Source organism: Kribbella sp., from assembly GCF_035655035.1.
GTDB lineage: Bacteria > Actinomycetota > Actinomycetes > Propionibacteriales > Kribbellaceae > Kribbella.
Genome location: NZ_DASRVN010000301.1, coordinates 1 through 11,439 on the forward strand (window position 1 = coordinate 1; position 11,439 = coordinate 11,439).

Genomic DNA, 11,439 nt, shown 5'->3' on the forward strand with positions numbered 1-11,439 from the left:
CCGTTCAGGGTCGCGGCCAGGTTCAGCGTCACCGCCTTGTCGCCGAGGTTGCGGTACGTCAGCGTCTTGGTGACCGGCGTGTCGTCGCCGTGCGGCCACACCGCGGTACCGAAGGAGACGTCGCCGGGCTCCGCGATCACGGTCTGTTTGATGCCCTTGGCAACATCCACCCGGCCGGCGCCCTGCTCGAACGCGGTCTGGTCCGCGGCCGGCTTGGCCGAACCCATCAGCGCGCCCTTGAGCTCGGCGGCCTTCCAGTTCGGGTGTTCCTGCGCCAGGATCGCGGCCGACCCGGCGACGTGCGGGGTCGCCATCGACGTACCGTCGAGCCGCAGGTACCGGTCGCCGACCGGCTCGCCGATCACCGAGTCCTTCGCCTTCGCGGCGACGATCGACACTCCGGGCGCGCTGATGTCCGGCTTCACCGCGCCGTCGCCGATCCGCGGGCCGCGGCTGGAGAAGTCGGCCAGCCCGTTCTGCTTGTCCACCGCGCCGACGGTGAGTGCGGCGTCCGCGCTGCCGGGTGAACCGATCGTGCGCTCGTTCGGGCCGTCGTTGCCGGCCGCGATCACGAACAGCGTGCCGGTCTCGGCGGTCAGCCGGTTCACGGCCTCCTCGAGCGGGTCGATGCCCGGGGTGTCGGTGCCGCCGAGGCTCAGGTTCACCACCTTCGCCTTGATGTCCTTCGCGGCCCATTCCATCCCGGCCAGGATCGCGGAGTCCTGACAGCTGCCGCCGTCGTCGCAGACCTTGCCGTCGTACAGCCGCGCGTCCGGGGCGACGCCCTTGTACTTCCCGTTCGACGCGGCCGCCGTACCGGCGATCGTTGAGGCGACGTGGGTGCCGTGGCCGAAGTGGTCGCCGTCCGGCGCGTCGGTGAAGTTCTTCATCCCGACGACCTGGGTCGCCAGGTCCGGGTGCGACTTGTCGATGCCGGTGTCCAGGACCGCGACCGGTACGCCCTTGCCGGTGTACCCGGCCTTCCAGGCGGTCGGCGCACCGATCTGCGGCACCGACTGGTCCAGCGTGACCTTTCGCTTGCCGTCCAGCCACACCTTGTCGATCCCGGTGCTGTTCAGCACCTTGGCGTCCTTGGTCACCTTCAGCGCGGCGCCGTTGATCACCGGCAACTGCCGCGCGACGGTCGCTCCCGGTACGGCGGAGCGCTGCTGGGCGGTCCCGCGATACGTGACGATCAGCGGCATGGTGCCGCTGTCGTACCCGTCCTTGATCAGCCCGGTCACGTCGAACAGCCGGGTGTCGAGCTTCCCCTCGGCCAGGCGTGCGCGGACGTCCGACGGTACGACGTACAGGTGGTTCTGCTCGCGGTACGAGCTGAACGCGATCTTGGTCCGGCCGGTCCCGGGCGTGATCGACGCGCGCGTCGGGTCGCCACCCAGCAGCGTCACCCGGTCGCCGGTGATCAGCGTGACGCTGCGGTCGGATCCTTTCGCTTGCGCAGCCGGCTGGGCGTGCGGCCCGGCGGCTGCCTGGCCCGGCAGTCCTAACCCTAGAGCGGCGATCGAAGCGACGGCGGCTACGCCGATGCGCCTCGATCGTGGTGTGGATACCACGATGAGTCCCTCCCGATCGTTGTCCTCACATCGGGCCGCACCAGACCACTTACGGAGCGAAGTTGGGCGGCCACTCACCGGTAGATGTCCGGGACCAGGCGAAAGGTTGCCAGCAACCACGTGCCACGGCAGGTTCCTGCCTGGCTACTGCCTGCTAGGGCGCGAGCAGAGCCGGGGACTGTCCGGCCGCGGTGAGGGACGCGGCGACGAAGCCGTTCGCCTTCAGCTCCTCGATCAGGTCACGGAGGTACGCGACCGTCTCGTCGCGCTTGTCCTTCGTCGTACCGACAGCCTGCTGGATCTGCATGAACCGCTCGTCGATCAGCCGGAGGTCCTGGTGCTCGGCGACGTACCGCGTGATCGGCTGCCGGATCCCGGCCGCCACCTCGAGGCCCTCGGCGCGGAACACGTCGACGCCGTCGGAGCCCCGGACGATCGTGGCGTGCCGAACGGTCCGGGTCAGGTACAGGTCGTACGCCGAGCCCTGCTTCACGCCGATCCGTACATCCGACGCGTCCACGTCGGCGACGGTGGTCAGCGCGGAGTCCTGCGGTACGGCGAAGACGCCCTCGATCACGACGTACGGCGCGGTGAACGCCACCTCGGCCGCGCGCGCCGGCTCGATCGCGAGGAAACAGAGGTCCGCCTGCCCGGTGGTCAACGCCTCGAACGACTTGCGGGCGGCGTCGAAACAGACCAGCTCCAACGGCAGGTCCAGCCGCTTCGCCAGCTCCCGCGCGATGTCGACGGTGACCCCTGCCGGCGCGTCCGGCGTACCTTGCGCGAGCACCGGATTCCCGAGGTTGATCGAGGCACGCAGGACACCAGTGGGCGCGAGGTCGGCGGCAACAGTCGTCATACCGGCGACCCTATCCGGGCGCGTGGACCGAGCCCTGGACGACTGATGGATCTCGTCAGTTGTCCCGTAGTCTGCGGTGCGTGGAAATCGGTGCGCTGGTGGATCGGTTCGGGGCTGACAGGGCGTCCGTGGTGCATCTTGGGCATTCGGCGGCGACTGTGGTTCGGCTGGAGCGATCCTCGGAACGGCTGTATTACAAGGCCGGCCAGGGGGTCGGCGTGGAGGCGGATCGCCTGGCGTGGCTGGGCGCGGCTGGGTTTCCTTGCCCGCGAATTGTTGATCTGGGCAACAACTGGATGCTGACCGCGGAGCTGGGTGGGCGGGACGCCTCGCAGCCGTGGGCGGCGGGTGACCGTCCGGCGGTGCTGGCGGCCATCGCGGACGGGTTGCGGGCGCTGGATTCGCTGACCGGCTGTCCGTTCCGGTCGCCGTTCCCCGGTTCGGGGGATGCGGTGACGCACGGAGACTACGCGGCGCCGAACGTTTTCGTCGATCCGGTGACGCTGCGGTTCAGCGGCGTACTGGACGTCAGCGGGCTCGGCACCGGCGATCGGTACGTGGACCTCGCGCTGATGGTCAAGAGCCTCCGCGGCGGACTGAATCCGCAGTACGGCGGGCTTCCCGCGGCGCGGCGGTTCGTCGAGCTGTACGGCGGGGACCCGGACGACCCGCGGATCGAGCACTACATCACGCTCGACGACACCTACTTGCCCTGATACGCGCGGCGGTACGCGCTCGGCGTGGTGTGCAGCGCGGCCCGGAACCGGCGTCGCAGGTTGGTCGCCGACGAGAGCCCCACACGGGCCGCGATCGCCTCCACGGAAAGCTCTGTTTCCTCCAGCAGAACACGTGTTCTCGCGATCCGCTGCGCCAGCAACCACTGCCCCGGCGAAACCCCCAGCTGCTCCCCGAACCGCCGCGCCAGCGTCCGCTGCGAAACGCTCCCCCGCCGCGCCAGATCCTCGACGGTGATCACGTCACCCAACCGTTCCACTGCCCATTCCAGGACGGCTGCCAGCGATTCACCACGAGTACCTTCGGACTCCTCCTCGGAGCGGTACTGCGTCTGGCCGCCTTCGCGATGCGGTGGCATCACCATCCGGCGCGCCACGCGGGCGGCGTACCCGGCCCCGAGATCCCGGCGTACCAGATGCAGGCAGAGATCGATCCCGGTCCCCGACCCGCCGCTGCTCGCCACGTCCCCGTGGTCGACGTACAGCACCTCGGCATCGACCTCCACCTCCGGGAACCGTCGCTGCAACTCGTCCGCATACCGCCAGTGCGTTGCGACCCGCCGCCCGTCCAGCAGCCCGGTGGCGGCCAGCAGGTACGCACCCGAGCAGATGCTCACCAACCGGGCACCCCGCCGATGGGCGCGCCGCAACGCCCGCACCACCTGGTCCGACGGCTCGCGATTGATCGGCAGCCACCCCGGCACGACGATCGTGTCGGCGCGGTCGAGCGCCCGCAGCCCCGATCGGACCACCATGTCGAACCCCTCGGTGGTCCGTACGTTTCCCGGCACCTCCGTGCAGACCCCGAACCGGTACGGCGGATCCCGGAACACCACCGCCGCGCACCCGAACTCGAAACTCGCCTGCGGAGCGGTGACCAGCGCGACGACGCGATGCATGGCAGAAAAGTACCTGATCGGGACTATTCAGACGCTGGGTGCTGGCCCTGGACAGCGCCAGGATCGAGGCATGGAGAAATACGAGTGGGCGTCCGTCGACGACGCACCGGTCCGCGAACTCTTCCCCGGCATCCGGCTCCGGCCGCTGTGGTCCGGTGCCGTCGCGAAGGCGTTCGTACTGCAGATGGATCCCGGATCAGCCTGGGAGGGCATCGACGTACACGACCCCGGTCCGGAGGAGGTCTTCGTCGTCGACGGCGTCTTCAACGACGGTGAACGCGACTACCCGGCCGGTTCGTTCATCCACGCCCCGGCCGGGTCGTCCCACGTCCCGCAGTCCACCGCGGGCTGCACGCTGTTCCTGTTCTACCCCGAGGGTTAGGCCTCGGTACTGCGGAGTTCGGTCGGAGCGCCGTGCACCGCGGGGATCGTGCCGAGCTTGCCGGCCTGGAAGTCCTCGAACGCCTGGATCACCTCGGCGCGGGTGTTCATCACGAACGGCCCGGCCATCGCGACCGGCTCCCGGATCGGGCGGCCGCCGATCACCAGGACGTCGAGGTTCGGCTCGGCCTGCGGCTGGGAGGTGCTTGCCGCCGTACGAATGACGTCGCCCGCGCCGAAGACGGCCAGTTGGCCCTTGCGGATCGGGCGTCGCTCGGCGCCGACCGTACCCTGACCGGCCAGCACGTAGACGAGCGCGTTGTAGTCCGGCTGCCACGGCAGCACCAGCTCAGCGCCCGGGCTGACCGTGGCGTGGACCAGGGTGATCGGCGTGTGCGTCGTACCGGGACCGTCATGTCCGTCGACCTGACCGGCGATGACCCGGATCAGCGAGCCTCCGTCCGGCGTGGACAGCAGAGCGGAGTCGCCGCCACGGATGTCCTGGTACCGCGGCGGCGCCCACTTGAGCGCCTTCGGCAGGTTCACCCAGAGCTGGATGCCGTGGAACAGGCCGCCGCTGGTCACGAGGTGCTCGGGCGGCGTCTCGATGTGCAGCAGGCCGCTGCCGGCTGTCATCCACTGGGTGTCGCCGTTGGAGATCACGCCGCCGCCACCGTTGGAGTCCTGGTGCTCCATGATGCCGTCGAGCATGTACGTGACGGTCTCGAAGCCGCGGTGCGGGTGCCACGGGGTGCCCTTCGGCTCGCCCGGCGCGTACTCGACCTCACCCATCTGGTCCATGTGGATGAACGGGTCCAGGTCGCGCAGATCCACGCCGGCGAAGGCACGGCGTACCGGAAAGCCCTCACCTTCGTACCCGCTCGGCGCCGACGTCACCGACTTGACGGGACGCTCACGCACGACGGCCGGGTCCTGCGGGCTGATCCGGGGCAGGACGGTGATGTCGCTGACGGTCACGGCGGGCATGGTGTCTCCTCGCTGGGTTGGTAGTTCAAGAATAAACTATCTGCTCGAACGGCGGCAAGCGGAGGTGTATTCCCGGCTCACAGCGACCTCCCAGCCGCGGCCCAGGGTCGTCGGAGACCCAGTTGGCACCGTCGTCAGTGGAAGCCGTCCCCGCGAACTGGAGCTGACCATGACGACACTGCTCGACCGCCCAGCGGAACCCCGGACCCCGGCGCAACCGCCCGGCCGACTCCGGCGACTGTTACGCGGCCCGGCTCAGCAGTCGGCGTACGTCCGGCGGGCCGCGCTGGCGATGCTGATCGGTACGGCGTTCCTGTACCTGTGGAACCTGACCGCGTCCGGGTACGGGAACAGCTTCTACGCCGCCGCCGAACAGGCCGGGACACAGAGCTGGAAGGCGTGGCTGTTCGGGTCGCTCGACGCCGGGAACGCGATCACCGTCGACAAACCGCCGGGCGCGTTGTGGGTGGCGACCGCTTTCGCGCGGGTGTTCGGGTTCAACAGCTTCACGGTGCTCGCGCCGCAGGCGTTCATGGGGATCGGTGCGGTCGGGCTGCTGTACTTGACCGTTCGCCGGGTCGCCGGGCCGGTCGCCGGACTCGCTGCCGGTACTGCGCTGGCGTTGACGCCGGTCGCCGTGCTGATGTTCCGCTTCAACAACCCGGACGCGTTGCTGGTGCTGCTGCTGGTCGCCGCGGCGTACTTCGTCGTACGCGCGCTGGAGCGGGCGTCGACGCGGTGGTTGCTGCTGGCGGGCGTGGCGATCGGGTTCGCGTTCCTGACGAAGATGGGGCAGGCGTTCCTGGTACTGCCGGCGTTCGGGCTGGTGTACCTGATCGCGGCGCCGACATCGCTGCGGAAGCGGTTGCTGCAGCTGGCCGGGGCGTTCGGCGCGGTGGTCGTGAGTGCTGGGTGGTACGTCGCGCTGGTGGAGTTGTGGCCGGCTTCGAGTCGTCCTTATATCGGTGGATCGACCAACAATTCGCTGCTGGAGCTGGCGCTCGGGTACAACGGGCTGGGTCGGTTGCTCGGTGGGTCCGGGAACGGCGGCGGTGGGGGTGGTGGCGGCGGTGGTGGCGGTCTCGGGAATACCGGGTTCGGCGGGAGTACCGGGATCGGGCGGATGTTCGGTACCGCGTTCGGGACCGAGATCTCGTGGTTGTTGCCGGCGGCACTGATCGCGCTGGCCGGTGGGCTGTGGGTACGGCGGCGGGCGCCGCGGACGGACCTGCTGCGTGCCGGATTCGTACTGTGGGGCGGCTGGCTGCTGGTCACCGGCGCGGTGTTCAGCTTCATGAGCGGGACGATCCACCCGTACTACTCGGTCGCACTGGCACCGGCGATCGGCGGCCTGGTCGGCATGGGTTTGTGGGTCGGCCGCAGGCACCGGTGGTTGCTGGCCGCAATGATCCTGCCGACGGCGGCCTGGGACTACGTACTCCTCACCCGGACACCGACGTTCGCTCCGTGGGCGAAGTACACGATCATCGCCGCCGCCGTCCTGTCCACCCTGCTACTCCTCCTCGGCAAGCACCTCCGCCGAGCCCTCCCCGCCACCATCCTGGCCACCACCCTCGCCCTGACCCTAGGCACCACCACCTACGCCGTCACCACCGCCACCCAACCCCACACCGGCTCCATCCCCACCGCCGGCCCAACCTCAAGCGCCATAGGCGGTCCAGGTGGAGGCATGGGCGGCGGAACAGGCGGCCCGGGTGGCAGCATGCGCGGCACCCCACCCTCAGCCACCCAGCCAAACTCCACCAGCCCCGGCCCCACCGGCACAACCGGAACAGGCTCCACCGGCGCGGGCTCCACCGGCGCGGGCTCCACCGGCACGGGCTCCACCGGAGGTGCGGGTATGAGAGGAGGAGGAATGGGCGGTGACGCCTCAGCCAGCAGCGAACTGACGGCTCTCCTCTCGAAAACCACCACAACCTGGGCCGCCGCCACCAACGGCTCCCAGTCCGCCGCCTCCCTCGAACTGGCAACCGGCAAATCCGTCATAGCCATCGGCGGCTTCAGCGGCACCGACAACGCCCCCACCCTCACCCAGTTCAAACAGTGGGTCTCCGAAGGCAAAATCACCTACTACATAGCCGGCGGCCAGAGCGGCGGCGGCCCAGGCGGCGGCTCCTCAGCCGCGACCGAGATCCAGTCCTGGGTCCAGTCCACCTACACCGCCGCCACCGCAGGCACGACCACCATCTACAAACTCACCTCCTGAAACCCGGCCGGGCGGCCCTCACCGCCCGGCCGGCCCAAGCCGGACCGCCACCACTCACCAACCACCCACCCCACCGTCCCACCGGCCTCCCCGCGCCTGGCGACCAGGGACGCCCGTGCGTTGGTAGGTGGCGGATGTCCACGCCATCACAATCACCCCACCGCACGCCCGCCCCGCTCAGCCGCCCGCCGTGGCGCCGATTGTGATGGCGTGGCGATCCGCGAACAGCAGCCGGACCCGCGCGTGGGAGACTCTTCGGGTGACGGCGCAGATCTTGGACGGTAAGGCGACGGCGGCGGCGATCAAGGACGAGTTGAAGGTCCGGGTCGCGAAGCTGGCCGAGCAGGGTGTGGTGCCCGGGCTCGGGACGATTCTGGTCGGGGACGACCCGGGCAGCCGGGCGTACGTGGCCGGCAAGCACCGGGACTGCGCGGCGGTCGGGATCTCCTCGATCCAGGTCGAGCTGCCGGCGACCGCGACCCAGGACGAGATCGCGGCGAAGGTACGGGAGCTCAACGAGAATCCGGACTGCACCGGCTTTATCGTCCAGCTCCCCCTCCCGAAGCACGTCGACACGAACACGATCCTCGGGCTGATCGACCCGGCGAAGGACGCGGACGGACTGCACCCGGTCAGCCTCGGCAAGCTGGTGCTCGGGCAGGACGGACCACTGCCGTGTACGCCGAAGGGCTGCGTCGAGCTCCTCCGGCGGTACGACGTACCGATCGCCGGCGCGCACGTGGTCGTCGTCGGGCGGGGCGTGACCGCGGGGCGCCCGATGGGGCTGCTGTTCACCCGGCGGAGCGAGAACGCGACCGTGACGCAGTGCCACACCGGTACGAAGGACCTGGGCGCGGTGGTGCGTACGGGCGACATCGTGATCGCGGCCGCGGGTTCGGCCGGGCTGATCACGGCGGACATGGTGAAGCCCGGCGCGGTACTGCTCGACGTCGGCACCAGCCGGAGCGCCGAGGGCAAGATCGTCGGCGACATCGACCCGGCGGCCCGCGAGCAGGCGGCGTGGATCGCCCCGATGCCCGGCGGGATCGGCCCGATGACCCGCGCGATGCTGCTCAGCAACGTGGTCGAGGCCGCGGAAGCCGGCCTCCCCCGGTGAACCGGACGGGTGTGACGTGCTGATGGCAGGCGAGGCCCAGCGCCGGAGCCAGTGGCCGCTGGCGTTGTCACTCCTGGTCGCGCTGACCGGGCTGGTCGTGCTCTGGTTCTACAACTGGCGCAACGGCGTCCTGATCTTCGCCGGCGCGGTAGGCCTCGCCGGCGTCCTCCGAGCCACCCTCACCGACACCGCCGCCGGCCTCCTCCACGTCCGCGGCCGCATGTTCGACACCACCTTCCTCCTCCTCACCGCCACCGCCATCGCCATCCTCGGCCTGATCGTCCCCAACTGATCAGCGGTTAGTAGTTTTGGGTTCTAGAACCTAGGGGTACTATCGTACTCCGATGGCGTTCACGATCGTCTACACCGACGACTGCTACAAATGGCTCCACCAGTTACCGCGGACCGAACGTTCGCGGGTGCTGGCCCGGTCAATCTGATCGCACAACAGGGCCCAGGCCTTGGCAGACCGGTGGTGGAAACGATCAAGGCCTCACGTCACCAGAACATGAAGGAGCTGCGAAGCGGCACGATCCGGGTTCTGTTCGCGTTCGATCCGGTGCGGCAAGCGGTGCTGCTGATCGGCGGTGACAAGGTCGGGCAGTGGGAGGCGTGGTACCGGAGGAACATCCCGATCGCCGACGATCTCTACGACGAGTGGCTGGACGAGCTCGAGAAGAACGAGGATTCCTGACTCGGAGGGAGGAGGACATGGTGAAGTACAGAACGCATGAAGAGGTGCTGGCCGAGTTCGTCACGACAGCTGAGGACGAGGCCGAGGTCGCCGCTTTCGAGGAAGAGGCACTGGCCGAGGTGCGTGCGCACCGGCTCGCGGATCTGCGTCAACAGCACGGCCTCACCCAGACCGACGTCGCCGACCGGCTGCACATCACACAGACCGCGGTCTCCAAGATCGAGCGCGGCGAGCTCGCCCGATCCGAACTGAGCACCATCCGACGGTACGTCGAAGCACTAGGAGGCAAGCTCGAGATCGTCGCCGACTTCGGCGACGAACGCCTCGTACTCGGCTGAGCAGACGACCGCCCGCGGCTGTGCCGGATAATTGGGCGGATGCTGACGATTCGGGCTGCGGTGGGTGGGGACGGCCCCGAGGTTGCGCGGGTTTATGTGGACTCGTGGAACGACGGGTTCGGGGAACTGATGCCGGTTGCGGTGCTGGATGAGCGGCGGGTGGCGCGGTGGACGGAGACTGTTGCTGGGGGCAACTGGTGGGTGGCTGAGGTGGACGGGGTGCTGGCCGGGTTCGTGGGTATCGGGCCCAGCCGGGATCCGGTGGATCCGGCGCTCGGTGAGCTCGACACGATTGCCGTCGACCGCCCGTACTGGCGTCAGGGTGTGGGGACCGCGCTGATGACGAAGGCGCTGGAGGAGTTGGGAAAGCAGTACGACGAAGCAATCCTGTGGACCCTGGCGAACTACCCACAAGCTCAGAACTTCTACCTCAAGACCGGTTGGACGCTCACCACACACACCCGCGACGAGGGCCACCAGGTGTCGTATCGTCGCAGCTTCAGGTAAGTGCGATCAGAGCGTCGGCGATTGAGCCGCGCCAGCAGGCGCGATCGTGGCCGCCGTTGAACTCGGAGTACTGCACGTCGTAGCCCTTGCTGCGCAGGATCGTCCGCAAGTGCCGGTTCGCGACCAGGATCGACGGGCCGCGACCGGGCGTCTGCCCGCGTTCCTGGAGGCCGGCCTCCAACCAGAACCGCACCGGCCGCCGCTCCGCCGCGGCGTACTGCCGGGTCAGCCATTCGTGCTCGTCCTCGCCGTCGGGACGCCACCAGAACGATCCCGACTGAGAGATGACGTTGCCGAACACATCCGGTCGTCGCAGCGCGGCGAAGGCGGCGGCCTGCCCGCCGTGGCTCTGGCCGGCAACGATCGTGCGCGCGGGATCGCCCGTGATTCGGTAGCGCTCGCGCACCCACGGCAGCAGCTCGTCCGTGAGGTACTCCAGGAACGGCGCACCGCACGGGAGCTCGCGGTTCCGGACTTCCTGGGTCAGGCTGTCGACGAGTACGGCGATCATCGGCGGGATCCGGCCTGCCTCGATCAGGTTGTCGAGGATCGTGGGCATCGGCATCGGGCCGAGCACCGTGTCACCGTCGAAGAGCACAAGGAACGGAAGCGGCTCCGCGTCAGGCACGTAGCCCCTCGGTGTGTACGCCCAGATCCGCCGCTCGTTGCCGAGTACCTCGTCGACGGCCAGGCGGTACGTGCAGCGAAGATCTGAGCGGACCCGGAAGGTCAGGTACCAGACGTCAGTACCTGCCAGGTGCTGCATCACGTTGACCGGCGGGTCCCAACCGGCCGGCCCGCCGAAGACCGAGACGTCCGACACGGGCTCGCGGGCCCGATACAGGAACGTCAGCCAGACGTCCCCGTCCGACGCCGGTTCGACCACCGGGGTTCCCTGCTCTGTGACCTCGGTCCAGAACTCGGCTGTCCGATCCGGATCGAGTTCCTGCAGGCGGGGGCTCTCGATCCGGTCGGACATCGCGGTTCAGTGGAAGAAGTGGCGGGTTCCGGTGAAGTACATGGTGATGCCGGCCTTGGTGGCGGCCTCGATGGCGGCTTCGTCGCGGATGGAGCCGCCGGGTTGGACTACTGCTTTGACGCCGCCTTCGATGAGGACCTCCA

13 protein-coding genes are annotated in these 11,439 nt (G+C 69.0%); 8 read left to right on the forward strand and 5 right to left on the reverse strand.

The window, feature by feature from the left end; all coding sequences use genetic code 11:
- Together VFF46_RS17430 and VFF46_RS17435 are read right to left on the reverse strand one after the other, a co-directional pair.
- Positions 1 to 1,409, reverse strand: a 1,409-nt coding sequence (locus VFF46_RS17430; protein WP_325038185.1) for a S8 family peptidase, incomplete at its 3' end; no start/stop codon positions are given.
- A 319-nt stretch (positions 1,410 to 1,728) separates the two neighbouring features.
- Entirely contained in the window at positions 1,729 to 2,433 is a 705-nt protein-coding gene (locus VFF46_RS17435) for a transporter substrate-binding domain-containing protein (protein WP_325038186.1), read from the reverse strand.
- 80 nt (positions 2,434 to 2,513) lie between these two features.
- Between VFF46_RS17435 and VFF46_RS17440 the strand changes: the two genes are divergently transcribed.
- Positions 2,514 to 3,149 carry a phosphotransferase gene (locus tag VFF46_RS17440; protein WP_325038187.1) on the forward strand — a complete coding sequence of 212 codons (636 nt, stop codon included), beginning with the start codon at positions 2,514 to 2,516 and terminating at the stop codon, positions 3,147 to 3,149.
- Here the strand turns inward: VFF46_RS17440 and VFF46_RS17445 are convergent.
- Complete coding sequence (locus VFF46_RS17445) at positions 3,137 to 4,066, reverse strand: GlxA family transcriptional regulator (RefSeq protein WP_325038188.1); 930 nt, start codon at positions 4,064 to 4,066, stop codon at positions 3,137 to 3,139. The genes VFF46_RS17440 and VFF46_RS17445 overlap by 13 nt on opposite strands.
- 70 nt (positions 4,067 to 4,136) lie before the next feature.
- On the opposite strand from VFF46_RS17445, the gene VFF46_RS17450 reads away from it, so the two are divergent.
- Positions 4,137 to 4,448, forward strand: a complete 312-nt coding sequence (locus VFF46_RS17450; RefSeq protein WP_325038189.1) for a cupin domain-containing protein — start codon at positions 4,137 to 4,139, stop codon at positions 4,446 to 4,448.
- Here VFF46_RS17450 and VFF46_RS17455 read toward each other — a convergent pair.
- A complete protein-coding gene (locus VFF46_RS17455) occupies positions 4,445 to 5,434 on the reverse strand; it encodes a pirin family protein (RefSeq protein ID WP_325038190.1) in 990 nt (329 codons plus the stop codon). The genes VFF46_RS17450 and VFF46_RS17455 overlap by 4 nt on opposite strands.
- Positions 5,435 to 5,603: 169 nt before the next feature.
- Between VFF46_RS17455 and VFF46_RS17460 the strand changes: the two genes are divergently transcribed.
- From VFF46_RS17460 to VFF46_RS17485, 6 genes are all read left to right on the forward strand, one after another.
- A complete protein-coding gene (locus VFF46_RS17460; protein ID WP_325038191.1) occupies positions 5,604 to 7,661 on the forward strand; it encodes a glycosyltransferase family 39 protein in 2,058 nt (685 codons plus the stop codon).
- A gap of 259 nt (positions 7,662 to 7,920) precedes the next feature.
- Complete coding sequence (locus VFF46_RS17465; RefSeq protein ID WP_325038192.1) at positions 7,921 to 8,778, forward strand: bifunctional methylenetetrahydrofolate dehydrogenase/methenyltetrahydrofolate cyclohydrolase; 858 nt, start codon at positions 7,921 to 7,923, stop codon at positions 8,776 to 8,778.
- A 22-nt stretch (positions 8,779 to 8,800) separates the two neighbouring features.
- Complete coding sequence (locus VFF46_RS17470) at positions 8,801 to 9,070, forward strand: DUF3017 domain-containing protein (RefSeq protein ID WP_325038193.1); 270 nt, start codon at positions 8,801 to 8,803, stop codon at positions 9,068 to 9,070.
- Between the two features lie 183 nt (positions 9,071 to 9,253).
- The gene (locus VFF46_RS17475; protein WP_325038194.1) at positions 9,254 to 9,472 is read left to right on the forward strand and encodes a type II toxin-antitoxin system RelE/ParE family toxin; all 219 of its coding nucleotides are present in this window, start codon (positions 9,254 to 9,256) and stop codon (positions 9,470 to 9,472) included.
- 17 nt (positions 9,473 to 9,489) lie between these two features.
- A complete protein-coding gene (locus tag VFF46_RS17480; protein WP_325038195.1) occupies positions 9,490 to 9,810 on the forward strand; it encodes a helix-turn-helix domain-containing protein in 321 nt (106 codons plus the stop codon).
- Positions 9,811 to 9,849: 39 nt separating this feature from the next.
- Positions 9,850 to 10,317 carry a GNAT family N-acetyltransferase gene (locus VFF46_RS17485; RefSeq protein WP_325038196.1) on the forward strand — a complete coding sequence of 156 codons (468 nt, stop codon included), beginning with the start codon at positions 9,850 to 9,852 and terminating at the stop codon, positions 10,315 to 10,317.
- Here VFF46_RS17485 and VFF46_RS17490 read toward each other — a convergent pair.
- Positions 10,310 to 11,296, reverse strand: a complete 987-nt coding sequence (locus VFF46_RS17490; protein ID WP_325038197.1) for an alpha/beta hydrolase — start codon at positions 11,294 to 11,296, stop codon at positions 10,310 to 10,312. The two genes, VFF46_RS17485 and VFF46_RS17490, sit on opposite strands and share 8 nt — an antisense overlap.
- Positions 11,297 to 11,439: the final 143 nt, after the last annotated feature.